The sequence below is a fragment of the Rickettsia endosymbiont of Ixodes scapularis genome (assembly GCF_000160735.1).
In the GTDB taxonomy this organism is placed as follows: Bacteria; Pseudomonadota; Alphaproteobacteria; order Rickettsiales; family Rickettsiaceae; genus Rickettsia; species Rickettsia tamurae.
In genome coordinates, this window is record NZ_CM000770.1 from 253,545 (window position 1) to 278,217 (window position 24,673).

Genomic DNA, 24,673 nt, shown 5'->3' on the forward strand with positions numbered 1-24,673 from the left:
GTTGTCATTACGAGTGGGCTTTGTTGCGTGGATCGAAAAACGCATTCGGTGTTACCCCGTGGCTTGACCACGATATCTAGAAAAACAATAAAAAATACTAATAATTTTAGTATTTTTAACTGGATCCCGCGATCAAGTCGCAGGATGACAGAGGTGAAATTGATCCACGCAGCCTACGGCTGCTCGCAATGACGATTAAGTATCCATCTTGCGAGAATGACATAGGAAGCCACACGGGCAATGCTAAAAATTTTGGAGAGATGGCCGAGCGGTTTAAGGCGCACGCCTGGAAAGCGTGTTTACGGCAACGTGTCGGGGGTTCGAATCCCCCTCTCTCCGCCATAATAATATTTCTTTTGTTATTATGCATTAGCATCTTTTATAATTTTTATATTTATAAATCTATTTAATATATTATGGAAGAAAAACAAAAGTCTAAACCGACTCTTCGCACAAGAGCTAATAAAATTAAAGAGTTTAGGTGCAAGAACTTGATCGCCGTAATTGAGAACCCTGATAATATAAAAAATATTGGCGCCATCATTCGAAATGTTAACGCACTTGGGATTAAAAAAGCTTATATTGTTACCAATCAAAAACTATTGCCTGACACATGGGAAGAAATGCGTAAAGAGCCAAAACTCAATGCTATATCCGTCTCTGACATCAAATGGAGTTTCGTAAAGATTTTCAAAGACACAAATAGCTGTATGGATCATTTGGAGAAGGAAAGTTTTGTTTCGGTCATTACTTCTCCTCACATAAAAGGATACAAAAATGTAGTGCTTCATAAACATGATTACACTAAGTATAAAAAGCTTGCAGTTTGGTTTGGAAACGAAGGAGTAGGAATTAGCAAAACTGCTGTCAAGAGAAGTAGCTTTTGTATTAACATTCCAATGTACGGAATTATTGAAAGTCTTAATTTGGGTACATCATCCGGCATTGTGCTATATGAGATCGCAAAACAACGACACAAATTTTAGTTTAACCTAAAAAAGAAGATCGCTACAAATAAGGTTAGCAAAGAAGTTTCCTAATTTAACGCGAGTTTCGTATTCAAAAAGTCGCTGAATAGCTGATAGTAACTGGGTTACGGGGATCTTAATAATACTGTTTTTGTTATAAAGTGAGTACAAAATACAAATTGCTAATTAAAATATGGTATTTATAGTATTAGAAAAAAGTTTATAGGTTATTGAAAAAACTTTAAGAGCAATAACCTATGATAATGGATTTTACAGAAATATTTTGTTACGTCGATGATTTTTTTCAAGAATTAGACAAGCATACAAATTCAATTACTAACCATAACAACAAATCTGGTCCTAAAAGTCGACTGAACAGAAGTGAGGTAATAACAAACTGAACAGAAGTGAGGTAATAACAATTATAATAGGCTACTGGCAGTCATCTTATGATTGTTTTAAGAATTATTATCTGAAGCAAATATGAATTCATCATCAAAGAGATTTTCAATTAGTAAGCTATAGTCAATTTATAAAAATAATAGGTCCACATTTACCACTATTAGTACTAATATTCAATTCTATTTTGGATCAGTGTGACGGACTCTCTTTTGTAGATTCAAGTAGTATAGAGGTATGTAAGAGATACCGTATTTCAATGAATAAAGTGTTCGCCGGCATAGCAGCAAGCAGTAAGACAACAAAAGGTTGGTTCTATGGACTTAAACTACATCTAATAATTAATAGAGCCGGTGGTATAGTTAAAGCATCTTTTAGCCCTGGCAATAAGGATGATAGAAAACAGCTGGAACTGATAATCAAAAATCTTTTTGGTAAAGTATTCGGAGATCGTGGTTATATTTCGCAACAATTATTTCTACAACTTTTAGAGCAAGGAATTTTTATGGTAACTAGGGTAAAGAAAAATATGAAAAATCTTACTACATGACAATTTTTCATTTTATCATCTTTGGATATTGGAATATCAAGGACAACAGCTGTATCCAACGTACTAATTGAGTAGAAATATTATACAAGATATTAACCAATGTATCTAATCCAACACGAAATATACTATTTTGCCTATAACCATGTTTTTTAATAACTATTGGTTTATCTAAAACTATAATCTCTCCAGTTTGATAAGCTAGGCAAAATGCAATAGACAATATTTGCATCAATGTATCTAATCGTAAATCATTAGTAATATGAGTTGCTTCACAGTTGAATCCTGCTGATTTAAAAGCTTTGAACATTGTTTCAATTTGCCATCTTTGAGCATATATCTCAGCAGGATTTTTGATCTCATCACTATGTATTAAGACTGCAAGTTCACTCTTCTTATTTCTGATCCCTACTACATTAAATATTTCACCTTTTGTACCAATTCTACGTTGTGACAAACTCACATGCGATCCTATGGCTAGAGGGCGAAATAACTCTTGTATTTTAACCATTTTTCCCCTTGCATTACTGATATATTGTCTATTTTCTCTAACTCGAAAAACGTATCTTATTTGATTTGTTCTAAGCCAAGAGAGCCATTCCTTACCTATAAATTCTCTATCAGCGGTTAATGCTTCAATGCGGTTTTTGTCAAAAACTTCTAAAAAACACTCCATCAGATCAATACGCTCAATATAATCAGAGTTACCACACTTTTTATCACTTAGAAAATTCCAAAAAGGGGGATCGCTATACCATGAAAACTGACAGCTAAATATAAAATATTTATATGTCGTTTACCAAATTTCCAATTCGTTCTATCTAAACACAATACCCATTTTTGCTCCTGCTCAAACCCAGTCATCATGACTAACATAACAGGTAATACTCTCCATGATATTGAGATTTCAGAGATAAATCTTTGCATCCTTCTATACCATGAAGCTGCTTTAATCCCAGACGGCATTCTATTGCATAACAATGACATGTTTACTGTCCTGCTGTTAAGCATTGAAATGATAAATAATCCTAAACATTTTGCTCTTGATAAATTAAGCGAAATATGTTTTTGTAATAATTCGACTAGAGGGGCGGAATGATCTTTCATATGTAAACCAAGTTCTTTCCCCGTTATCATCATGAATTATCAGCAAAATTCAATCCTTTAGTCCTTACATCTCTAAAAATTGTCATGTAGTAAGCTTAAAATTGATTAATTTATCAAAGAGGGATATTCTACTAAATGTCATTCCCGCGAAGTCAGGGCGTTGTTGCGTGGTTCTAACTTTTCGTCATTGCGAGGAAATTACAAAGTAATCTCAGGAGTTTGTTATTATTTCATGAGATTGCCACGCAGTCTACGACTGCTCGCAATAACGATTTAGTAGTATCCATGCAACAACGCCGGAGTACTTGTATTATAATGTAGCCAATTTTTGAAGTTCAACGAGTATATTATAATTGTCTTTGTTCTTGAATTAGCTCAAAAACTTCAACTGTGTCTCCTTCTCTAATATCTTCGTAATTTTCAAATGCTATACCACACTTATATCCTTCTCTAACCTCTTTAACTTCATCTTTAAAGCGTTTTAAAGTTTTGAGTTTTCCTTCATGAATGACTACATTATCACGTAATAAGCGTACGCCCGCCCCTTTCTTAATAATCCCTTTAGTTACATAGCTACCGGCGATTTTACCGACTTTGGTAATATTGAATATTTGTCTAATTTCTACGCTTCCGATATACTGCTCTCTAACTATCGGATCAAGCATACCGCTCATAATGGCTTTTACGTCATCAATTAAATTATATATTATACTATAATATCTAATATCGACTTTTTCTTTTTCTGCAGCAGTTAAAGCATTTGCCCCTGCTCTAACGTTAAAGCCGACAATAATAGCCGAAGAAGCATGGGCAAGAGATACATCGGATTCCGTTATCGGACCTACGCCGCTATGAAGTATACGAAGCTTTATTTCATCACTCGGTAATTTTAATAAGCTACCTGAAATAGCTTCAACCGACCCTTGAACATCACCTTTAATAATTAAAAGTAATTCCTTAATTTTACTATTACCGGAAGCTTTTAAAAATAAATCTTCTAAACTTGAACGCGGTGCAATAGATATTTTCTTTTCTTTAGCAAGACGCATTCTATATTCAGCTATATCTTTTGCTTGTTTCTCATTTTGTACTACGTTAAATTTATCGCCGGCAAAAGGTACTTCGTTTAAACCCTGAATTTCTACAGGAACAGACGGAGTTGCTTCCGCTATTTCTAGTCCCTTATCATTGGTCATCTTTTTAACTTTGCCGTAAGAAGAACCGGCTATTATAATATCACCTTTTCTTAAAGTACCTCGCTGAACTAATATAGTAGTTAGCGTTCCTCTTCCTTTTTCAATTTTTGACTCGATTACAACACCGGCAGCTGAACTGAAAGGGCTTGCCTTTAAATCCTGCATTTCTGCAATTAATAAAATTGCTTCTTCAAGTTTATCTAAGTTAATTTTCTTTAGTGCCGAGATAGGAATAACCATAACGTCGCCACCTGCCTCTTCGCCGATAATTTCGTGGACATATAATTCGTTCTTTACACGCTCAATATCAATATCAGGCTTATCAATCTTATTAATAGCTACAATTATAGGAACACCCGCTGCTTTCGCATGATTAATTGCCTCAACCGTTTGTGTTTTGATTCCATCATCTGCTGCGACCACTATAATAACTATATCCGTTACTTTAGCACCTCTTGACCGCATTTCCGAAAAAGCTTCATGCCCCGGAGTATCAATAAAAGTAATCGCTCTACCATCTGCAAGAGTTACTCTATAAGCCCCGATATGTTGGGTAATGCCGCCTAGCTCACCTGCAGCAATATCCGTAGATTTAAGAGCGTCAAGCAATGAGGTTTTACCATGATCGACATGCCCCATTACCGTCACAACCGGAGCACGCGTTCTTAAATCTTCAACCTTATCATCACTAATTAAAACATTTTCAACATCTGATTCTTGGACTCTTTTTACCGTATGCCCTAAATTTGTTGCAACTAGTTCTGCCGTATCGGCATCTATTGTTTGGCTAGCATTTGCAAGAATACCGAGTTTCATTAATTCTTTAATTATATCAGCCACTCTTTCAGACATAGCATTTGCAAGATCGCCGACTCCGATAACTTCCGGTATCGTCACTTCTCTATATACTTTCTCAGGTGCTTGTGATACTAATTTACGCTTTTCTTTTTCTCTAGCTCTTTTTATAGAAGCAAGACTTCTAGTTCTACCGCTGCCGCTTTCGTCGTCGCTAAGCATATTGAAAAGATCGGCTTTTTTGAATTTTTTTGGCTCTTCTAGCTTAATTTTTGGTGCGACTACTTTACTATCTGCCGTTTTATCTAATTCTTTCTCTGATTCTATACCGTAACGTGTTCGCATTCCTACTAAAGGAGACTTTACAAAAGTTTCTTCTTTCTTTTTAGGTATTTGTGACGGTGTATCTTCATCATCTTGAACGATTTTAGCACTAACTTCTACTTTATTTTCTTCGGTATTTTGCTGTTTTTGTTCAACTTCTTTATCAGTTTCTAGCGGTTCTATTTTTGAGTTAGCAGACTGGTTAATACTTGCAAGTTTACTTAAAGTGCTTATTTGTGAAGGGTCATTTAATTTAGATTGCTCAGCAGCTTTTTTAAGAATAGATAAACGTCTGTTAAATTCTTCCTTATTAGCATCAATAACAGTTTGATCTAAGCTATTTCTTTCTTTATTTAATGAAAGGGTAGTACTACCGGTAGCGCTTTTTCTAACTTCTACTAGCGTTTTAGATTTAGCATTAACAAAGCTTTGAGCTCCTGTAAGAGAGTCAAAAGACTTATTAAGCGATAATTTTGAATTGCCAAGTGTCAACTTTTTGGGTTTGATTTCCTGGTTATCCGTCATATTTAAAACCTTTGTGTTTCTGTTTTTTCCGTCTACTACTTCATTATGTCATTCCCGTAGAAATGTTGTTACGTGGATCAGTTTTTTTTTCATCATTGCGAGCAGCCGTAGGCTGCGTGGCTCTAAAAATGCGTTCGCTGTCATACCGTGGCTTGATCACGGTATCCAAAAAAATAACTAAAAATACTAAAATTATTAGTATTTTTAGCTAGATCCCGCGATCAAGTCGCGGGATGACAGCGATGGAATTGATCCATGCAACAATGCCAGCTCGCAATGATGGATAAACCCGAGCAATGCAACAATATTGCTTTTAGCTAGGAATAACATACACCCAACCCACTAACTATCCTTTAATTCACCGTGCTGTCTAGCAGTTTTAATCAGCAATTTAATATTTTCGTCCGTTATATTAGAATTTGGAGCTAAATTTTTAAATTCATTTACGCTCATCTCTCCTAAATCTTCTATGGTCTTTATACCATATTCGGCAAATTTTAATATTAATTCAAGCGGTAATTCTAATATATCTATTAATTCTTGCTCAACTCCTAGATCCTCTAGCTTTTTGATAATCTTTTCATTCTTAAGGTCGACGTAATTAATAGCTCGATTTTTGATCTCTACGGCAAGTTCTTCCTCAAAGCCTTCAATTCTTGTTAAAGTACTAATCTCACTACTAGCAATTTGTTCTACTGAATTAAATCCCGTTACCGATAAAAGCTGACCTATAACTTCTTCAACATCTAAAGCTTCCATAAATAATTCCGTAGAAGTTAAGAATTCTTCATTTCTTCTTTTTGATTCTTGCTCTTCGGTCATTATATCGATATTCCAACCTGTAAGCTTAGAAGCTAAACGAACATTCTGCCCTCTTCTACCTATTGCAATACTTTGATTTTCTTGCGAAACTACTACTTCTACCTTATGCCTATCCTCATCAATCAAAATTTTTGTGATTTCCCCAGGTGCAAGCGGTGCAAGAGCATTAACTATAAACTGTGCAAGATCATTACTCCATAATACTATATCAATTTTCTCTCCGTTTAATTCATTTGTTACGGCTTTTACTCTATTACCTCTAATACCTACGCATGAGCCTACAGGATCTATACTACTATCCGAAGCAAATACCGCTATTTTTGCTTTTGAACCGGGATCACGTGCTATTGATTTTATTTGAATAATATCTTCAAGAATTTCAGGTACTTCTAACTTAAATAGCTTAACCAGCATCTGGTTATCTACTCTAGACAAGAAAATCTGCGGTCCTTTTGTTTCTTGCCTTACATCCTGTACATATGCTTTTATACGATCATTAGGTTTAAAATTCTCACCCTTAATTAATTGATCTTTTTTTATTATTGCTTCAGCACGACTCAAGTCAACTATTATATCACCGTATTCTATTCTCTTAACTATCCCGTTTATAATTTCGCCTTTTCTATCTTTAAAGTCATGATATTGTTTTTCACGTTCAGCTTCTATAACACGTTGAGTTATAACTTGTTTTGCAGCTTGAGCCGATACTCTAGCATGATCAATCGGCGGTAAATATTCATATATTTCATCACCGATTTTAGCTTCCGGATTCTTTATTAAAGCTTCTTCAAGTGAGATTTGCGTTAAGTAATCTTCTACATTTTCTACTATTTTTAAGATCCTTAAAAGATTTATCTCGCCGGTTTTCCTATTTATCTGAGCTTTAATATTATATTCATTACCGTATTTTTTTCGTCCTGCTACTTGTACCGCTTGTTCAACCGTTGAAATCAAAATTTCTTTTGATATTCCTTTCTCACGGGCTACAGAATCTATAATTTGTAAAATTTCTACATTACCTATATTAGACATACATTATTCTTATTGCTTTAGGTTCTTGCGTACAATTTCTAAAAAGATTTAATTTTGGTTATTTTTTAAAAATACCTCAAAATAGCCAATCAATTAGAAACTTTCACAGAACCTAGTAATTTTTTAAATACTTCTTCAGTTAAAACTAGATTAGCATTTTTAATTAAATCATAATCAATTAGTACTTCTTGTTCTTCACATTTTAAATATATTTTATTATTTTCGGCTTTAATTATTTTACCCTGATAACGAGTTTTGCCGTTCAATAATTCCTTAAGTTTGATTTTAACTTCTCTTCCTGAAAATCTATTATAATTTTCAAACTTTACTAACGGACGTTCAAGACCACTTGATGATACCTCTAAAGAATATGTATCTTCTATTAAATCTTCAACATCTAGAATAGCGGAGATAGTCCTACTTGCTTTAGTACAATCTTCCACAGATATTTTTTCGCCGTTTAAGCTATCAATCAATATCTCCACTACTTTAGGGTTAACACCTTTAAACTTAACAAGAACTAACTCAAACCCCATATCCGTCAAGGATTCTTCTATTACGTTTGTTATTTGTTGTTCAATAGTTTGCATATTTGATATTTATAACAAAAAAGGTGGGATAAACCCACCTATCTATAATTTTTATAATGCTTATCCGTAACGAAAATACACTAATTAGAATATATAAGCAATATTTAACTTTATATTTTTGTAAAACTACATATTCATAAATGGGCAAATACTCGATAATCCCTCTTGTCCGCTTAGAATGGATCATAGGCTCCTCCTGATGAACAAAATTCTTCTACATGAATACTGAGTATACATAACCCCAATTTTCTCTTCTAATATATGCTACACATGATCGTTAAAAGAATGAGGACCGCAAATTTCATAGGTTTCACCTTTTAAAATGCCTAATAAAAATTCTTCAGCTATTCTACCGGTATGATAATGTATATTATCGTTCTCATTAATATTATCATAACTATCTTGAGTATAAAATTTATCATAGTGAATTTCAGTATCGCATATTGCTGCAATATCAGTTAATTTTTTTACAGCTGCATCTAATTGAAATGTGTCACTGTTTTTATTTTTAGTAGAGTAAATAATGTGAATAACGGCGGGAAGCTTAACATTTTCTTCATTTGTTATACTATTAATTCTAGAAATAGAATGACTTTCTCCTGACCCGCCGCTGATAAGAACGAGATCTTTATTGTTTTCTATATCCGATTCAATATACGAAGGGTGTACTTTTACTAGCTGATTTTCAGAATCAAATAGATAGTTTGTTATAGTTCCATTAGGATTTTTCTTTATTAGGCATTCATAATAATAACCTTCTTCATCATGACCGGTTTTTATAACTGTAAATTCACTGTATTTTTCTCCTACTTTAACAGTAATGACCTGCCCATGTTTGTGCGGTATTACTTTTTATTCATTTTGTCTACAAAATTTTATTTTTGCCGTATTTCTATCAGCACTTTCTATTTCGATTTTTATTTTATGACTTTCAAAACTCTCTATATTATACTTTTCTTTTAATTCATCATATTGCTTCTTTTCAGCACTTACAAAATGCTTTCCTACTATATTTAACGCGAGTTTCGTATTCAAAAAGTCGCTGAATAGCTGATAGTAACTGGGTTACAGGGATCTTGATAATACTGTTTTTGTTATAAAGTGAGTACAAAATACAAATTGCTAATTAAAATATGGTATTTATAGTATTAGAAAAAAGTTTATAGGTTATTGAAAAAACTTTAAGAGCAATAACCTATGATAATGGATTTTACAGAAATATTTTGTTACGTCGATGATTTTTTTCAAGAATTAGACAAGCATACAAATTCAATTACTAACCATAACAACAAATCTGGTCCTAAAAGTCGACTGAACAGAAGTGAGGTAATAACAATTATAATAGGCTATTGGCAGTCATCTTATGATTGTTTTAAGAATTATTATCTGAAGCAAATATGAATTCATCATCAAAGAGATTTTCAATTAGTAAGCTATAGTCAATTTATAAAAATAATAGGTCTACATTTACCACTATTAGTACTAATATTCAATTCTATTTTGGATCAGTGTGACGGACTCTCTTTTGTAGATTCAAGTAGTATAGAGGTATGTAAGAGATACCGTATTTCAATGAATAAAGTGTTCGCCGGCATAGCAGCAAGCAGTAAGACAACAAAAGGTTGGTTCTATGGACTTAAACTACATCTAATAATTAATAGAGCCGGTGGTATAGTTAAAGCATCTTTTAGCCCTGGCAATAAGGATGATAGAAAACAGCTGGAACTGATAATCAAAAATCTTTTTGGTAAAGTATTCGGAGATCGTGGTTATATTTCGCAACAATTATTTCTACAACTTTTAGAGCAAGGAATTTTTATGGTAACTAGGGTAAAGAAAAATATGAAAAATAAACTTATGTCTATGTTGGATAAAATATTATTGCTTAAAAAAGCATTAATAGAATCTGTGTTTAGTAAAATTAAACTATTGGGGAAGTTTGAGCATTCAAGGCATAGATCAGTTACAAATGCCTTTGTGTATATGGTTGCAGCACTGATAAATTATCAAATGTCTGATAATAAACCTTCTATTACATCTCTCTTGATATGCTAAATCCTATGCTATATTAATTCGAAACTCGCGTATATTTAATATTTCCGTTACCAGCGTGTTACCCTCATCTACATTTGATATAAGCTCTTCAGCAACAGGTTGATATAACTCTGAAGGAATATTGCGCCCTACATGTATACCAACAATTTTTGATACTGCCTTTTTAAATTTATGATCATTCTCTAATGCTGGTTGGATCAATTCTAAAAGATCTACTTCATCTGTTTCGCTATATGAACTTAAAACCTTTAGAATACTACTGCCGGTAAGATTTAAAAAATTTTTCATTGCATTTGGCTGTATTCCTTTCTCAGGTTTTTCAGTATTAAAACTATTACTATTAAAAAATTCATTTACCACTGCTTCATATTTAGTTGCTAAATTTCCATAAAAATTTAAAGATTTAGTAATATCAAAATTCTTAAATAGCTCAGCAGCTTTTCTTATTTCTCTCACTATAGTTGTTCTAGACATGATTACTCCTTTTTTAATAATATAACTTTTACATTTAAAATACATATTATAGTAACTAGTCGTATATAGACGTTTTTTTGTATATTCAAGGTAAAAATAAATAAAATTTTTATGCAGTTAACAAGTTTTACTGACTACGGATTACGTAGCCTTATATATCTTGCTTCAAAACCGGAAAGAATTTGTAGTGTAAAAGAGATATCAGAGTACTATAATATTTCCCTTAATCATTTGGTAAAAGTGATTCATAGATTAGCACAATTAGGATATATTAATAGTAGTAAAGGAAAAGGAGGGGGAATTAAGCTAGCATTTAGCCCTTCTTCTATGAAGTTGGGAGATATAATAGAAAAATTAGAACCTAATATGGATATAGTAGAATGTTTTAATAAAAATACTAATAGCTGCAGAATTACAAATTCATGCCAATTTAAACATTTTATTAAAGAAGCAAGTGAAGCATTTATAAAAACATTGAATAATTATACATTAGAAGATGCAATGATTACTAAAACAATTCAAATTAAGGATAAGCTATAGAAAAATAACCGTTTTTCTTTTTCCGCATATTAAAAACTCCTTATTCCCCTTAGCACCTAGTATAGGACTTTCTATTATACCAAATATTTTAAAATTATGCTCTTTCTCAAGCCAATCTTTGATTTTATCACATACTTTTTGATGTAAGAGAGAATTTTTAATAATTCCTTCCTGCTCTACTTCATACTTTTCGACCTCAAACTGCGGTTTTATTAAAGCAATAAGCATGCAATCTTCTTTAACTAAATTTAGTGCAGTCGGTAATATAGTAGTTAAACTAATAAAGCTGGCATCACAGACAATTAAATCAGGAGGGGTAGTTATTTGCTTATCGGTTAAATATCGTGCGTTAGTCTTCTCAAGCACTTTAATTTGTGGATTGTCGCGTAATTTAGGATGAAGTTCGCCATAACCGACATCTACGGCAAAAATTAATTTTGCTTTACGCTCAAGTAATACTTCTGTAAAACCGCCGGTGCTACTACCTATATCAATACAAACTAAATTTTCAGGATCAATTTTAAAATAATCCAAAGCGGCAATTAATTTTAATGCCCCTCTTGAAACATAATTATGCTTCGGTAACTTTACCTTAATGTCGGTGTCATTTATATTAACCTGTATCCCAGGCTTAATTAACTGCTCATGCTTATTATGTACTTTACCTTGGATAATCAAGCTTCGTGCTATGGTAATATCTGTTACAAAACCTTTTTGCAGCAAATATTCATCAAGCCTTATTTTAGTCATTACTTTTTAAATTTGAATTTAACTTATGTTATAAGGGTTCATGAGATAGAAAATATACAATTTGTCTAATTGAAAGTTGCAGTTTCAATTAGACGTAATATATTTGAGCCATACAATAATGCTACAACTGAAGGGAGCATGGTAATCTAGAAAAATATTCAAATCCTAACCAATATATGTCTTTTCTTACCGGCAGAGAGCTTTATAACATTTTTATCGAGTAAGAAATTAGTATTAATTATCATATTCTCATCTGCAACTAATTCATCATTTATTTTAGCTCCCTTCCCTCTTATAAGCTTGCGTGTTTCCGATTTAGAAGTAGCAAGCCCTGCTTCATGAAATAATTCATATGCACTAATACCTGCTTGTAATACTTCCTGCTCTAAAACAACGGTAGGTAAATTCTCATCGATTTGTCCTTCTTCAAATATCTTTACTGCAGTTTTTAGAGCTGATTTTGCCGCTTGTTCCGAATGACAAAGCTTAGTTAGCTCATAAGCAAGCTGTTTTTTAGCTGCATTAATATCTTCAGCCGCTAAACTCTCAAATTTATTAAGCTCTTCAGAAGTTAGCTCACTATATAATTTAGCAAATCTAATTACGTCGGCATCTTCACAGTTACGCCAATATTGGTAATAATCATACGGGCTTAACAAATCTTCATTAAGCCATACCGCCCCTACTGCAGTTTTACCCATTTTAGCACCTGAGCTAGTCGTAAGTAGCGGCGTCGTCATACCGAATACTTCTTTACCGCTTATTTTACGAATTAAATCCGCTCCCATTACGATATTGCCCCATTGATCGCTACCGCCAAGCTGCAAACTGCAATTATAATGCTTGCTTAAATAGTAAAAATCATAGGCTTGTAGCAACATATAGTTAAATTCTAAGAAGCTTAAATGCTGCTCACGCTCAAGCCTTAGCCTTACTGAATCCATAGTCAGCATGCGGTTTACCGAGAAATAGCTACCGAAATCCCGTAGGAAATCTAGATAATTGAGCGAATCTAACCACTCTGCGTTATCCAGCATAATAGCATCACTTTTACCGTCACCGAATTTGATAAACTTTGACAGTGACTTTTTAATACCTTCAGCATTTCTTTTTATATCATCTTTAGTCAAAGCTTTACGTGCTTCATCTTTACCTGAAGGATCACCGATTTTACTCGTACCGCCGCCGATAATTACAATAGGCTTATGTCCATACTGCTGAAGCAATCGCAGAATCATTATCTGCATTAAACTACCGATGTGGAGTGATGTAGCAGTACAGTCAAAGCCTATATATGCAGCTATTTTTGTTTCTTTCGTTATAGCAGTTAACCGATCCAAATCGGTACATTGATGGAAATATCCTTTGTTTATAAATTCTTCTATAAAACTCATATATTATTTCTTATTTTTTTAAAAATTCCTTTTTTGCTTTTCTGCTAGGAAATAAAGTGTTAAGGAAAATAGCATCTTTATCACCTTTTATATAAAGTACTGCATATACTTGCTCAATCATTCTAACATATAAAATTTTTTGACCTTTATATTTCTCTTGATTATGATGTAATTTAATATCTAATAAATTACCGTCAGCAATCAACTGTATTATTTCTTCAAAGCCTATATTATGCTCATGCAATAACTTAGCGTTCTTTTCATGATTATATCTAAATTTGATCATTGGTATTTACAATTTAGTAGCATCTGAATGAATTAGCATATTAAGATAGGTTTGATAAGGCAAACCATGCTTAGAAGCTTTAATTTTTATTGCTTCTATGTCATGTTCTGCAATTCTAATAGTAACAGACCACTTTTTATTAAGATGTGCTTTTGCAGACTTTTGAAATAATGCAATGAGAGCTGGATCATCAATTTTTTGCTGCTTTTCAAAATTATCTTCAATATCTTGTTCGTGAGGATCTAGTTTGATACTCATAATACAACCATTTTCAATGTTATATTTATAATAAATAATGTAAGTACTTTGTCAATACTTGATATATTAGACTATCCTGCGGATAGTTATAAATCTGTACATTGGATTTTGTGAAAGAAATTTAATTTAATCTATTTTTTAGTTCTCTTTGCATCATAGGAAGTAAAATATAAATCAAAACAGGTAATAAAGCAAATTTAAGCAAAAGTGCTTACTACATGACAATTTTTAGAGATGTAAGGACTAAAGGATTGAATTTTGCTGATAATTCATGATGATAACGGGGAAAGAACTTGGTTTACATATGAAAGATCATTCCGCCCCTCTAGTCGAATTATTACAAAAACATATTTCGCTTAATTTATCAAGAGCAAAATGTTTAGGATTATTTATCATTTCAATGCTTAACAGCAGGACAGTAAACATGTCATTGTTATGCAATAGAATGCCGTCTGGGATTAAAGCAGCTTCATGGTATAGAAGGATGCAAAGATTTATCTCTGAAATCTCAATATCATGGAGAGTATTACCTGTTATGTTAGTCATGATGACTGGGTTTGAGCAGGAGCAAAAATGGTTATTGTGTTTAGATAGAACGAATTGGAAATTTGCTTACTACATGACAATTTTTCATTTTATCATCTTTGGATATTGGAATATCAAGGACAACAGCTGTATCCAACGTACTAATTGAGTAGAAATATTATACAAGATATTAACCAATGTATCTAATCCAACACGAAATATACTATTTTGCCTATAACCATGTTTTTTAATAACTATTGGTTTATCTAAAACTATAATCTCTCCAGTTTGATAAGCTAGGCAAAATGCAATAGACAATATTTGCATCAATGTATCTAATCGTAAATCATTAGTAATATGAGTTGCTTCACAGTTGAATCCTGCTGATTTAAAAGCTTTGAACATTGTTTCAATTTGCCATCTTTGAGCATATATCTCAGCAGGATTTTTGATCTCATCACTATGTATTAAGACTGCAAGTTCACTCTTCTTATTTCTGATCCCTACTACATTAAATATTTCACCTTTTGTACCAATTCTACGTTGTGACAAACTCACATGCGATCCTATGGCTAGAGGGCGAAATAACTCTTGTATTTTAACCATTTTTCCCCTTGCATTACTGATATATTGTCTATTTTCTCTAACTCGAAAAACGTATCTTATTTGATTTGTTCTAAGCCAAGAGAGCCATTCCTTACCTATAAATTCTCTATCAGCGGTTAATGCTTCAATGCGGTTTTTGTCAAAAACTTCTAAAAAACACTCCATCAGATCAATACGCTCAATATAATCAGAGTTACCACACTTTTTATCACTTAGAAAATTCCAAAAAGGGGGATCGCTATACCATGAAAACTGACAGCTAAATATAAAATATTTATATGTCGTTTACCAAATTTCCAATTCGTTCTATCTAAACACAATACCCATTTTTGCTCCTGCTCAAACCCAGTCATCATGACTAACATAACAGGTAATACTCTCCATGATATTGAGATTTCAGAGATAAATCTTTGCATCCTTCTATACCATGAAGCTGCTTTAATCCCAGACGGCATTCTATTGCATAACAATGACATGTTTACTGTCCTGCTGTTAAGCATTGAAATGATAAATAATCCTAAACATTTTGCTCTTGATAAATTAAGCGAAATATGTTTTTGTAATAATTCGACTAGAGGGGCGGAATGATCTTTCATATGTAAACCAAGTTCTTTCCCCGTTATCATCATGAATTATCAGCAAAATTCAATCCTTTAGTCCTTACATCTCTAAAAATTGTCATGTAGTAAGGCAAAAGTGTAAAATTAAATAATATTGTTGAATTTTTTATTATAGAAAAAGTTTTATAAAAAAAGAATAACAGAATGAAACTAATAATTATACCTATAGTTTTTTGAGCATTATTTAAGATCAAATCAGAATTATATTTAAAGCAAATATATACGATACCATAACCCACTAAAGTTCCTATTGGTAATAAAACCAGTAAGGGAAAAGGACTGTCTTTCCATAAAAAGAAACATATACCTATCACAAAAGCCAATATACAATAATAAGATTTAGCCCTATTTTCCCATCTACTTATTTGTGCTTGTATAAAATTACTTCTATAAACTAAAACAATTAACACTCCAAAAATCATACCGCCTATAACATCATATATACTATGTACTCCAAGATATAGGCGTGAAAGCATAATATTAATAATCATTTTTGAATTAAATGATAAAAATATTATCATAAAGAAAACAGTAGCCACCTGTACATCCCCACTAGGAAAACCAAATGATCCATCATTAATAGGTAACATATGTAATGTACTAGGCGGGCTAGGAATAGAAAAAGCCTTTTTAATAATAACATTCAATAATGTTGCAAATGATATAAGCCAGCCTAAATCCAAAAATAATCTATTTCTTGGATTTAACCAGTAGGCAATCGCAATAATTGTAATGTAAAAATAATCACTAGCAAAAAAGGAAATATTTTAAACCAGCTAGTTAACATTTCACTTCTAAAATTTAATATCCATTCAGGATTTATTTTAAATAACATCATTACATATAATATTTTTTAGAATAGTATAGACATAACCACATATGAGATAGACTGTCAATGATAGAATATGGTTGTTAGGTACTGTAGTAAAAAATTTATTAATTTTTTAAGAAACAACTAAAGAACCCTCAGCTATAAGCTGAGGGGTTATAAAGTGGAATCGATTAGAAATCGATCATCATTCACAGGTTCACCTTCCTGTTCATCAATATAGCGCTGTATCATTTCATCAGTTATATTACCTGAACTGACCGCCATATAGCCCCTAGCCCACAAATGATTGCCCCAAAATTGTTTTCTTAAATGAGCAAATTCTTGCAATAAAATTCTTGAGCTACTACCTTTTAAATACTGTACTAACTTGCTAAGAGATATTTGTGATTTATATGAGATAAACATATGCACGTGATCACATGATATTTTCCCTGAAATTATATATACTTCATGTTCCATACAAATCTGCCTTAGTAAATCTCTAGCCCTTTCCGCTACTTTGCCTATCAATACTCTCTTCCTATATTTTGGTATCCATATAAGATGTACTTTTAAATCATACTGACTATGACTATTCTTTCTATAACTTCTCATGTTTCTTGATATAAATTCATTGCTAAAGCAATTTCATTATATCTTCCCTTCGCCTGAAGGCGAGGGATTTCTTATCCCCGAAGGGGGACATTAATATTACCGGCTTGAGCCGTGTCCGGTCCTTCATTTTTTATTTTCTCTATATCCTTACTACTTGGTACTACCAACGGCAATATGCCCTGCTCTTTTTGGGTTAGCATTTTTATATACGGATACAACAAAATATCCTTGATTAGCAAATTTTTGTGCTTGAATAAAACTATCATCACGATTTCCTGCTTTAACAAAATTCCATCCGTTCTTTATTCCGTCTTTTTCAAGCCACTCAGCTTGCTTATTTGATAAAGTAGGTATAAATTTCTTTATCGCTTTCAGGATGAGGAAGTAGAGACTTATTTGGAAGCCCCAAGGCTGCACTAGCAGCATACGCAAAACAACTACAATGAGTCAAACGCTTTAACTTAGGAGAGTTATATTTTTCCGTTTCTTCTAATAAAGTTTCTCCCGACTTACAATTTATTACATACCTTTTTGCCACTTTTCCTCAACATTTTAAAGAGTTAATTACCTCTAATTTTTTTAGCACTTTCCGATATATTGTCTGCTTGTGCAGTCATAATACAATATATAATACGATAATTCAACTATTAATCGTAATATATTTTATTATTTAGAAAAATATAAGAACACTCTATGTTTCTTGACAAATGCTATGCTCTTATATATGCTCCTTCGTATGTTAGCAACAAGAAATAAGGCTTAGAAATAAGTACTTCAAGCTTAGCACCCGTAGCTCAATTGGATAGAGTATATGACTACGGATCATAAGGTTAGGGGTTCGACTCCTCTCGGGTGCGCCATTCTTCATTTTTCAGTATTTCTACAAACGTATCAAACGGCGGACACAGTATAAAATCAAGCTTTTTGTCGTTTAACTGAAATATTAAGTGTCTTTCACCAAATCTCTAAACTAAGTAGCTTTTCTCTTTCTTCTAAATAGTAAATTTATCACCTTATAAAAAGAAATATTAATAATTTAATTAACCAACAAGCCTCCCTCATTTATCTTTAACTGTGGCGGGGGAAAATTCCAAGCATCAACCTTGTGGCAGAAGCTTAACCGAGTTGAATATTTAGCAACTGTGTCGATGAGCTATTAAGATGGATGCGTACTAAAGGCGGTGTTAAGCTGCAAGGTTTAGCGACACATCAGCAACATTATAGATTATTATTATTATAATTTATTAACACCTCTTATTATTTCCCTTAATCCTCTATATACTCATAAATCCCTTAAATTAATCCTAATTTATTTATTCATACTTTTAGTTAAATTTCTATTGCTTTCTTAAAGCTCCTTATTATGATTCTGTCTATAAGCTCATTTTTAACAAAATATTAAAATTTATAGAATTTAATAAGGGTAGAGATATGAAAGAATTAATAGAATTTCTAGAAAAAAGAGGATTTACTAGACAAGCAAATAGTTTAAGAAAGGGTGATACAACGCTTAATCTTTCTTATAACGACATAGGCGAGGCTAGAGCGAGAGACTTGGCGGCAAGCTTAAAAGCTAATAACTCTTTAACGTCGCTTGATCTTAGATGGAACAAAATAGGCGAGCAAGGAGCAAAGGAATTAGCCTTAATGCTAAAAGATAATTCTACTATTACAGAGCTTAATCTTAGGTATGGTTATCAGACTCCCGACCCGCTTAATTACTTCATTAACGATAAAGCCTTGGAAGTCCGAACATCACAAATCATGGATCTAATATTACCTGAGCGTCCTTTATTAATGAAAGCTTATATGGCGGCTCCTGCCGGAGACGGTTTTATAAATGTCGCTCGAAACCTTAATCCGTTTAAAAGAAAAAGCCAGCCTCCGGTAGCATTTTGGTCAGGAATTTTAAAAGCGGATCTTGATGAGAGAGAAGTCACATTTGACATACCAAGCTATTTTAACGGCACTTTAAGAGTTATAGGGGTAGCCTCAAGCCTTGACACTATAGGAACTTCCAAAGCTGATTTATTACCAATCCGATCTTATTATCAATCCAAATTTACCTTTATTTGTAGCTCCGAATGATGAGTTTACAGTACCGGTAACAATATTTAATAACCTAAAAGATTCAGGAAACGCTCAGGTTTTTCTAAATATTGAAACAAGCGAAGGACTTAAAATATTAGATTATCCTAAAGAGATACCGATAGACGAAAATAAGGAAGCTACTATTAATGTTAAACTAAAGAACCCTCAGCTATAAGCTGAGGGGTTATAAAGTGGAATCGATTAGAAATCGATCATCATTCACAGGTTCACCTTCCTGTTCATCAATATAGCGCTGTATCATTTCATCAGTTATATTACCTGAACTGACCGCCATATAGCCCCTAGCCCACAAATGATTGCCCCAAAATTGTTTTCTTAAATGAGCAAATTCTTGCAATAAAATTCTTGAGCTACTACCTTTTAAATACTGTACTAACTTGCTAAGAGATATTTGTGATTTATATGAGATAAACATATGCACGTGATCACATGATATTTTCCCTGAAATTATATATACTTCATGTTCCATACAAATCTGCCTTAGTAAATCTCTAGCCCTTTCCGCTACTTTGCCTATCAACACTCTCTTCCTATATTTTGGTATCCATATAAGATGTACTTTTAAATCATACTGACTATGACTATTCTTTCTATAACTTCTCATGTTTCTTGATATAAATTCATTGCTAAAGCAATTTCATTATATCTTCCCTTCGCCTGAAGGCGAGGGATTTCTTATCCCCGAAGGGGGACATTAAAAGCGACTGATAAACTCGGTTCGGCAGATTTAAAGGTTGTGGCTTCTATAAATCACCTAAAACCGGGTATAATATCTATGGCAGTAGTACATAGCTCCGAATTAACTAGTACTACGAGCATTCGCCCTGCTAGCCCTAACGTTACAACAGTTGATACAGGCTTCATTACCGGCAATAAAGCTAATTTAAAAATCTTGCGGGATTTATATCCTGAATTTGCTAAAAAACGCGAGTTTCGTATTCAAAAAGTCGCTGAATAGCTGATAGTAACTGGGTTACGGGGATCTTGATAATACTGTTTTTGTTATAAAGTGAGTACAAAATACAAATTGCTAATTAAAATATGGTATTTATAGTATTAGAAAAAAGTTTATAGGTTATTGAAAAAACTTTAAGAGCAATAACCTATGATAATGGATTTTACAGAAATATTTTGTTACGTCGATGATTTTTTTCAAGAATTAGACAAGCATACAAATTCAATTACTAACCATAACAACAAATCTGGTCCTAAAAGTCGACTGAACAGAAGTGAGGTAATAACAATTACAATAGGCTACTGGCAGTCATCTTATGATTGTTTTAAGAATTATTATCTGAAGCAAATATGAATTCATCATCAAAGAGATTTTCAATTAGTAAGCTATAGTCAATTTATAAAAATAATAGGTCCACATTTACCACTATTAGTACTAATATTCAATTCTATTTTGGATCAGTGTGACGGACTCTCTTTTGTAGATTCAAGTAGTATAGAGGTATGTAAGAGATACCGTATTTCAATGAATAAAGTGTTCGCCGGCATAGCAGCAAGCAGTAAGACAACAAAAGGTTGGTTCTATGGACTTAAACTACATCTAATAATTAATAGAGCCGGTGGTATAGTTAAAGCATCTTTTAGCCCTGGCAATAAGGATGATAGAAAACAGCTGGAACTGATAATCAAAAATCTTTTTGGTAAAGTATTCGGAGATCGTGGTTATATTTCGCAACAATTATTTCTACAACTTTTAGAGCAAGGAATTTTTATGGTAACTAGGGTAAAGAAAAATATGAAAAATAAACTTATGTCTATGTTGGATAAAATATTATTGCTTAAAAAAGCATTAATAGAATCTGTGTTTAGTAAAATTAAACTATTGGGGAAGTTTGAGCATTCAAGGCATAGATCAGTTACAAATGCCTTTGTGCATATGGTTGCAGCACTGATAAATTATCAAATGTCTGATAATAAACCTTCTATTACATCTCTCTTGATATGCTAAATCCTATGCTATATTAATTCAAAACTCGCGTATTAAAGGTAAAAGATATATAAGAAAATTAGTACCATATAAATTTGAAAAACTTAAAGAGTCAAAATTTAAGTATAATGGATTATATATGATTTTTGGAGGTTTAGGTGGAATAGGATTTGAGTTAAGTAAATATTTAGCCCAAAATTATAAGGCTAATCTTGTTCTTGTTGGAAGATCAGACCCAGATATAGCAAAAATTGAAGAAATCAATAGATTTGGTGGTACGGTTAGTTATGAAAAAGCAGATTTACTTAATAAAAACATGATAACCAACTTGCTACATAAATATGCAGTAAATGGTATTATACATTCAGCTCTAACCTTACTAGATAAAACTATACAATTCATGAATAGAGATACATTGAATGATGTACTAGACCCAAAAGTTATTGGCTCCATTAATTTATATAATACAATAGTAGAGAACAACCTTGATCTTGATTTTGTTCTATTCTTTTCATCAATTCAATCTTTTATTGCTAATTCAGGACAAGCCAATTATACAGCAGCCTGTGTATTTAAAGATACTATCGCTAATCTCCTTAGAAACTTTAATATGCAGAATACTAAAATAATAAATTGGGGATATTGGGGTAGCGTGGGAATAGTTTCAACAGACGAATACAGAAATAGGATGAGTATGGTATAGGTTCTATTGAACCTGAATAAGGATTTAAGGTTATTGAACAAATTCTTACAAGCGATATAAATCAAATAACTGTTATCAAAGGAACAGAACAGGCCCTTAAAAATTTATATATAGATTTTGAATCTCAAAATACAAAAGCAATTGTTAGAGATTATTTTACTAATAATATTAGTGATTTATCAGATACAAAAAATATCCTATCAGAAAATAACAACATATTAGATGAATTAATACCTATATTTAAAGTAAATGACATTACTATTCAAAATCATCAATTAGCACTAAAAAAATTAGAAGAATATGCAAGATACTCTATACAGAGCATCTGCATTCCAACTGAATCAGTGCTAAGTCGTTATGACAGGCTTATTAAAGCTATAAATGCTATACCTAAAACTGATCAAATAGATAAATCAGAAATTTTACATGATTATCCTTGGTTGGTGGGACATATTAATCTTCTTGATAAATGTATTTCAAAATATGCTGAAATCCTTACTGGTAAAATTGATTATATGTCTGTTCTATTCCCAGATGGTAAATTTGATCTTGTTGAACCAATCTATCGAGATAATCCTATTTCAGACTATTATAATATTAAGGTCTCAGAAATAGTTGAAAACTATATAAATAGTAGATTGACTCACCATCCAATAAGAATAATAGAAATAGGTGCTGGAACAGGTAGTACAACTAAATTTGTTTTACCAAAATTAAGAGAAAAAGATAGTTATTATTATACTGATTTATCCATTGCTTTTTTAAAAAAAGCAAAAAATGAATTTAATGGATTTCAAAATGTTAAATATGACATATGTAATATAGAAGAAGATTCTAAGGAAGACCTAATCGGAAGCTTTGATATTCTCATTGCAACAAATGTTCTCCATGCTACTAAAAACATTAAAAGAACTATAGCAAATGTAAGAAAATATGTAAAAACAGATGGTATAGCAATAATTAATGAGGTAACTGAAATATCTGATTTTGCTACCCTTACTTTTGGACTAACACCAGGATGGTGGCTATACTCAGACTCTAGAATTATTGATAGTCCACTAATAGATTCTAATATATGGAAAGAAATACTTCGTAAAAATAATTTTATTGAAGTAAAATTTTACGGAAATCAGGGACAAAAGGTTATAGTAGCTTTAGCAGGAAAAACAAATTTGGATAACAACTTTACTTGTGACAATACAATTCAAGAATCTGTAAGCAAAATAAGTTATGATGTGAATTCTTCGAATCGAGATTATAATAAAGATATAGCTAATTCGGTAGAAAAATTTATTACTAAAAACATATCACAAATAATGAAAATTCCTCATGAATCGCTGAATGTAACAACAGCATTTGCAAATTATGGTATAGATTCATTGATTGTACTTGAGTTGGCTAAACCATTTAAGGAAATATATAAAGAGCTCCCAACTACAATTTTCTTTGAATATAGTACTATATCAAATTTGAAAAATTATTTGTTAAAAGAGTATAAAGAAGAATCAGAAAAAGCGTTCAAAACAAGCAAAGAGGTTGTTATACAAAGTTCTAAGGATATAAAACCTACTATGATTGATGATAATAGATTCAAAACATGGCTTAAAGACACTATATGTCATGTAATTCGTATTGACCCAAAAGAACTGAATGAAAATACACCATTTGCTAATTACGGCATAGATTCATTAATTACCCTTGAGATTGTAAAATTAATTGCGAATAAGCTTGGTTATCTACCAAATACAATTTTCTTTGAACACACAACATTAAATTCTCTTTACACTTACCTTATAGGTCAATATAGCGAAAAAATAAAGGAAAATTTTGTTGTAACTGAAAGTACTAGTAGTAAACCACCGCAAAATTTAGAACCTTCCTCTTTATCTCAAAGAAATGAAAATGATTTAGCTGTTATTGGTTTATCAGGCAAATTTCCAAAGGCCAAAAATATTGATGAATTTTGGAATAATTTAGTCAATGGATTAAACTGCACCACAGCAATACCATTAGAAAGATGGAATAATAGTGAATTTTACGATCCAGAAGGAGGTTTAGGCAAAATATATACTAATTATGGTTGTTTTATAGAAGACGTAGAATATTTTGATAATAAATTTTTTCAAATAACTCCTTTTGATGCAGAAAATATTGATCCACAAGAAAGGCTTTTTTTACAAACAACATATCATGCTATTGAAAATTCAGGTTATAAAGTTTCTGATCTCAAAGGTTCAAATATAGGAGTTTTTGTTGGAATAATGAATGTTGGTTATTCTTGGTTGGGGATTGACACCGATAAAATGAATTGGGCAGATACTTTATATTGGTCTGTTGCTAACCGTGTTTCATACAATTTTGATTGGCATGGACCAAGTATGGCTGTGGATACTGCTTGTTCTTCATCACTTACAGCAATTCATTTGGCGTGTCAATCCATTCAGAATGGTGAAAGTACTATGGCTATAGCCGGTGGAGTAAATTTAATATTACATCCTAAACAATATTGTAAGTTGTGCAGGTTAAGGATGCTTTCAAAGAGATTAGAGTGTAGATCATTTGGAGAAAATGCTGATGGGTTTGTTGATGGTGAAGGTATTGCTGCCATATTTTTAAAACCACTTAATCAAGCAATTAAAATAAGGATAGAATCTTTGGTGTTATAAAAGGAAGTTCT

The 24,673-nt window shown here is 32.2% G+C and carries 26 protein-coding genes, 2 tRNA genes and 3 pseudogenes; 14 read left to right on the forward strand and 17 right to left on the reverse strand.

Annotated elements, in window-relative coordinates:
* Positions 1-254 precede the first annotated feature (254 nt).
* From REIS_RS01280 to REIS_RS11925, 3 genes are all read left to right on the forward strand, one after another.
* Positions 255-342, forward strand: a tRNA-Ser gene (locus tag REIS_RS01280).
* 74 nt (positions 343-416) lie between these two features.
* On the forward strand, positions 417-986 hold the full coding sequence (locus REIS_RS01285) for a TrmH family RNA methyltransferase (RefSeq protein WP_008579442.1): 570 nt from the start codon (positions 417-419) through the stop codon (positions 984-986).
* A 523-nt stretch (positions 987-1,509) separates the two neighbouring features.
* Positions 1,510-1,917, forward strand: a complete 408-nt coding sequence (locus REIS_RS11925) for a transposase (RefSeq protein ID WP_241760935.1) — start codon at positions 1,510-1,512, stop codon at positions 1,915-1,917.
* A 7-nt stretch (positions 1,918-1,924) separates the two neighbouring features.
* Here the strand turns inward: REIS_RS11925 and REIS_RS11930 are convergent, their stop codons facing one another.
* The 6 genes from REIS_RS11930 to REIS_RS15045 all read right to left on the reverse strand — a co-directional run bounded on the left by REIS_RS11930 (position 1,925) and on the right by REIS_RS15045 (position 9,340).
* Positions 1,925-2,692, reverse strand: coding sequence for an IS4 family transposase (locus tag REIS_RS11930; protein WP_338109792.1), 768 nt, complete (start codon positions 2,690-2,692; stop codon positions 1,925-1,927).
* Positions 2,638-3,054, reverse strand: coding sequence for a hypothetical protein (locus REIS_RS11935; RefSeq protein ID WP_008579269.1), 417 nt, complete (start codon positions 3,052-3,054; stop codon positions 2,638-2,640). The genes REIS_RS11930 and REIS_RS11935 overlap by 55 nt, the downstream gene beginning before the upstream one ends.
* A gap of 314 nt (positions 3,055-3,368) precedes the next feature.
* The gene (gene infB / locus REIS_RS01300; protein ID WP_008579444.1) at positions 3,369-5,861 is read right to left on the reverse strand and encodes a translation initiation factor IF-2; all 2,493 of its coding nucleotides are present in this window, start codon (positions 5,859-5,861) and stop codon (positions 3,369-3,371) included.
* 342 nt (positions 5,862-6,203) lie between these two features.
* Positions 6,204-7,715, reverse strand: coding sequence for a transcription termination factor NusA (gene nusA / locus REIS_RS01305; protein WP_008579446.1), 1,512 nt, complete (start codon positions 7,713-7,715; stop codon positions 6,204-6,206).
* Between the two features lie 89 nt (positions 7,716-7,804).
* A complete protein-coding gene (gene rimP, locus REIS_RS01310; RefSeq protein WP_008579448.1) occupies positions 7,805-8,305 on the reverse strand; it encodes a ribosome maturation factor RimP in 501 nt (166 codons plus the stop codon).
* Positions 8,306-9,157: 852 nt separating this feature from the next.
* A complete protein-coding gene (locus REIS_RS15045; RefSeq protein WP_193784379.1) occupies positions 9,158-9,340 on the reverse strand; it encodes a hypothetical protein in 183 nt (60 codons plus the stop codon).
* A gap of 366 nt (positions 9,341-9,706) precedes the next feature.
* Between REIS_RS15045 and REIS_RS10745 the strand changes: the two genes are divergently transcribed.
* Complete coding sequence (locus tag REIS_RS10745; protein WP_083787740.1) at positions 9,707-10,360, forward strand: IS982 family transposase; 654 nt, start codon at positions 9,707-9,709, stop codon at positions 10,358-10,360.
* 3 nt (positions 10,361-10,363) lie between these two features.
* Here the strand turns inward: REIS_RS10745 and REIS_RS15330 are convergent, their stop codons facing one another.
* Complete coding sequence (locus REIS_RS15330; RefSeq protein ID WP_233466354.1) at positions 10,364-10,834, reverse strand: hypothetical protein; 471 nt, start codon at positions 10,832-10,834, stop codon at positions 10,364-10,366.
* Positions 10,835-10,945: 111 nt separating this feature from the next.
* Here REIS_RS15330 and REIS_RS01330 point away from each other — a divergent pair, with 111 nt between their 5' ends.
* Positions 10,946-11,374 carry an Rrf2 family transcriptional regulator gene (locus tag REIS_RS01330; protein WP_008579452.1) on the forward strand — a complete coding sequence of 143 codons (429 nt, stop codon included), beginning with the start codon at positions 10,946-10,948 and terminating at the stop codon, positions 11,372-11,374.
* On the opposite strand, the gene REIS_RS01335 is transcribed toward REIS_RS01330, so the two are convergent.
* From REIS_RS01335 to REIS_RS01350, 4 genes are all read right to left on the reverse strand, one after another.
* Positions 11,369-12,124 carry a TlyA family RNA methyltransferase gene (locus REIS_RS01335; protein ID WP_008579454.1) on the reverse strand — a complete coding sequence of 252 codons (756 nt, stop codon included), beginning with the start codon at positions 12,122-12,124 and terminating at the stop codon, positions 11,369-11,371. The two genes, REIS_RS01330 and REIS_RS01335, sit on opposite strands and share 6 nt — an antisense overlap.
* Positions 12,125-12,282: 158 nt before the next feature.
* Positions 12,283-13,518 (reverse strand): tyrosine--tRNA ligase, encoded by a 1,236-nt coding sequence (gene tyrS, locus REIS_RS01340; protein ID WP_008579456.1) that lies wholly within the window; start codon positions 13,516-13,518, stop codon positions 12,283-12,285.
* Positions 13,519-13,528: 10 nt separating this feature from the next.
* Positions 13,529-13,804, reverse strand: a complete 276-nt coding sequence (locus tag REIS_RS01345; RefSeq protein ID WP_008579457.1) for a hypothetical protein — start codon at positions 13,802-13,804, stop codon at positions 13,529-13,531.
* Positions 13,805-13,810: 6 nt separating this feature from the next.
* On the reverse strand, positions 13,811-14,062 hold the full coding sequence (locus tag REIS_RS01350; protein WP_008579458.1) for a CopG family antitoxin: 252 nt from the start codon (positions 14,060-14,062) through the stop codon (positions 13,811-13,813).
* Positions 14,063-14,333: 271 nt separating this feature from the next.
* Between REIS_RS01350 and REIS_RS11945 the strand changes: the two genes are divergently transcribed.
* Positions 14,334-14,756 (forward strand): hypothetical protein, encoded by a 423-nt coding sequence (locus REIS_RS11945; protein WP_040614694.1) that lies wholly within the window; start codon positions 14,334-14,336, stop codon positions 14,754-14,756.
* On the opposite strand, the gene REIS_RS10755 is transcribed toward REIS_RS11945, so the two are convergent.
* From REIS_RS10755 to REIS_RS10760, 5 genes are all read right to left on the reverse strand, one after another.
* A complete protein-coding gene (locus REIS_RS10755; RefSeq protein ID WP_338109792.1) occupies positions 14,693-15,460 on the reverse strand; it encodes an IS4 family transposase in 768 nt (255 codons plus the stop codon). The two genes, REIS_RS11945 and REIS_RS10755, sit on opposite strands and share 64 nt — an antisense overlap.
* Positions 15,406-15,822: a hypothetical protein gene (locus REIS_RS01360; protein ID WP_008579269.1), complete on the reverse strand. Its 417-nt coding sequence runs from the start codon at positions 15,820-15,822 to the stop codon at positions 15,406-15,408. The genes REIS_RS10755 and REIS_RS01360 overlap by 55 nt, the downstream gene beginning before the upstream one ends.
* The gene (locus tag REIS_RS15335; protein WP_008579459.1) at positions 15,819-16,496 is read right to left on the reverse strand and encodes a phosphatase PAP2 family protein; all 678 of its coding nucleotides are present in this window, start codon (positions 16,494-16,496) and stop codon (positions 15,819-15,821) included. The genes REIS_RS01360 and REIS_RS15335 overlap by 4 nt, the downstream gene beginning before the upstream one ends.
* Positions 16,497-16,798: 302 nt before the next feature.
* Positions 16,799-17,239: an IS200/IS605 family transposase gene (gene tnpA, locus REIS_RS01370; RefSeq protein WP_008579324.1), complete on the reverse strand. Its 441-nt coding sequence runs from the start codon at positions 17,237-17,239 to the stop codon at positions 16,799-16,801.
* Between the two features lie 150 nt (positions 17,240-17,389).
* Positions 17,390-17,665, reverse strand: a complete 276-nt coding sequence (locus REIS_RS10760; RefSeq protein WP_008579463.1) for a hypothetical protein — start codon at positions 17,663-17,665, stop codon at positions 17,390-17,392.
* A 357-nt stretch (positions 17,666-18,022) separates the two neighbouring features.
* On the opposite strand from REIS_RS10760, the gene REIS_RS01380 reads away from it, so the two are divergent.
* The 4 genes and pseudogenes from REIS_RS01380 to REIS_RS11960 all read left to right on the forward strand — a co-directional run.
* Positions 18,023-18,099, forward strand: a tRNA-Arg gene (locus REIS_RS01380).
* Positions 18,100-18,303: 204 nt separating this feature from the next.
* Positions 18,304-18,399, forward strand: coding sequence for a hypothetical protein (locus REIS_RS16825; RefSeq protein WP_371256148.1), 96 nt, complete (start codon positions 18,304-18,306; stop codon positions 18,397-18,399).
* A gap of 271 nt (positions 18,400-18,670) precedes the next feature.
* Positions 18,671-18,877: pseudogene (locus tag REIS_RS11955) on the forward strand (hypothetical protein); the annotation flags it as partial.
* A gap of 54 nt (positions 18,878-18,931) precedes the next feature.
* Positions 18,932-19,490 (forward strand): annotated as a pseudogene (locus tag REIS_RS11960) (alpha-2-macroglobulin family protein); the annotation flags it as partial.
* A gap of 24 nt (positions 19,491-19,514) precedes the next feature.
* Here REIS_RS11960 and tnpA (REIS_RS01390) read toward each other — a convergent pair.
* A complete protein-coding gene (gene tnpA, locus REIS_RS01390; RefSeq protein ID WP_008579324.1) occupies positions 19,515-19,955 on the reverse strand; it encodes an IS200/IS605 family transposase in 441 nt (146 codons plus the stop codon).
* 90 nt (positions 19,956-20,045) lie between these two features.
* Here tnpA (REIS_RS01390) and REIS_RS01395 point away from each other — a divergent pair.
* The 4 genes and pseudogenes from REIS_RS01395 to REIS_RS10770 all read left to right on the forward strand — a co-directional run.
* Positions 20,046-20,273 (forward strand): annotated as a pseudogene (locus REIS_RS01395) (hypothetical protein); the annotation flags it as partial.
* A gap of 387 nt (positions 20,274-20,660) precedes the next feature.
* The gene (locus tag REIS_RS10765) at positions 20,661-21,314 is read left to right on the forward strand and encodes an IS982 family transposase (protein WP_083787731.1); all 654 of its coding nucleotides are present in this window, start codon (positions 20,661-20,663) and stop codon (positions 21,312-21,314) included.
* A 118-nt stretch (positions 21,315-21,432) separates the two neighbouring features.
* On the forward strand, positions 21,433-21,996 hold the full coding sequence (locus tag REIS_RS01405; protein WP_040614696.1) for an SDR family NAD(P)-dependent oxidoreductase: 564 nt from the start codon (positions 21,433-21,435) through the stop codon (positions 21,994-21,996).
* Positions 21,997-22,340: 344 nt separating this feature from the next.
* The gene (locus tag REIS_RS10770) at positions 22,341-24,662 is read left to right on the forward strand and encodes a beta-ketoacyl synthase N-terminal-like domain-containing protein (RefSeq protein WP_050755346.1); all 2,322 of its coding nucleotides are present in this window, start codon (positions 22,341-22,343) and stop codon (positions 24,660-24,662) included.
* Positions 24,663-24,673: the final 11 nt, after the last annotated feature.

What these genes read in the sequence shown, in the direction of transcription:
- infB (WP_008579444.1), bottom strand. Translation starts at nt 5,861, where the DNA reads ATGACGGATAACCAGGAAATCAAACCCAAAAAGTTGACACTTGGCAAT.
- REIS_RS01350 (WP_008579458.1), bottom strand. Translation starts at nt 14,062, where the DNA reads ATGAGTATCAAACTAGATCCTCACGAACAAGATATTGAAGATAATTTT.
- REIS_RS01330 (WP_008579452.1), top strand. Translation starts at nt 10,946, where the DNA reads ATGCAGTTAACAAGTTTTACTGACTACGGATTACGTAGCCTTATATAT.
- tyrS (WP_008579456.1), bottom strand. Translation starts at nt 13,518, where the DNA reads ATGAGTTTTATAGAAGAATTTATAAACAAAGGATATTTCCATCAATGT.
- REIS_RS15330 (WP_233466354.1), bottom strand. Translation starts at nt 10,834, where the DNA reads ATGTCTAGAACAACTATAGTGAGAGAAATAAGAAAAGCTGCTGAGCTA.
- REIS_RS01285 (WP_008579442.1), top strand. Translation starts at nt 417, where the DNA reads ATGGAAGAAAAACAAAAGTCTAAACCGACTCTTCGCACAAGAGCTAAT.
- REIS_RS10760 (WP_008579463.1), bottom strand. Translation starts at nt 17,665, where the DNA reads ATGCTGCTAGTGCAGCCTTGGGGCTTCCAAATAAGTCTCTACTTCCTC.
- REIS_RS11935 (WP_008579269.1), bottom strand. Translation starts at nt 3,054, where the DNA reads ATGATGATAACGGGGAAAGAACTTGGTTTACATATGAAAGATCATTCC.
- tnpA (WP_008579324.1), bottom strand. Translation starts at nt 17,239, where the DNA reads ATGAGAAGTTATAGAAAGAATAGTCATAGTCAGTATGATTTAAAAGTA.
- REIS_RS11945 (WP_040614694.1), top strand. Translation starts at nt 14,334, where the DNA reads ATGATGATAACGGGGAAAGAACTTGGTTTACATATGAAAGATCATTCC.
- REIS_RS01335 (WP_008579454.1), bottom strand. Translation starts at nt 12,124, where the DNA reads ATGACTAAAATAAGGCTTGATGAATATTTGCTGCAAAAAGGTTTTGTA.
- REIS_RS01360 (WP_008579269.1), bottom strand. Translation starts at nt 15,822, where the DNA reads ATGATGATAACGGGGAAAGAACTTGGTTTACATATGAAAGATCATTCC.
- tnpA (WP_008579324.1), bottom strand. Translation starts at nt 19,955, where the DNA reads ATGAGAAGTTATAGAAAGAATAGTCATAGTCAGTATGATTTAAAAGTA.
- REIS_RS01405 (WP_040614696.1), top strand. Translation starts at nt 21,433, where the DNA reads ATGATTTTTGGAGGTTTAGGTGGAATAGGATTTGAGTTAAGTAAATAT.
- nusA (WP_008579446.1), bottom strand. Translation starts at nt 7,715, where the DNA reads ATGTCTAATATAGGTAATGTAGAAATTTTACAAATTATAGATTCTGTA.
- rimP (WP_008579448.1), bottom strand. Translation starts at nt 8,305, where the DNA reads ATGCAAACTATTGAACAACAAATAACAAACGTAATAGAAGAATCCTTG.
- REIS_RS01345 (WP_008579457.1), bottom strand. Translation starts at nt 13,804, where the DNA reads ATGATCAAATTTAGATATAATCATGAAAAGAACGCTAAGTTATTGCAT.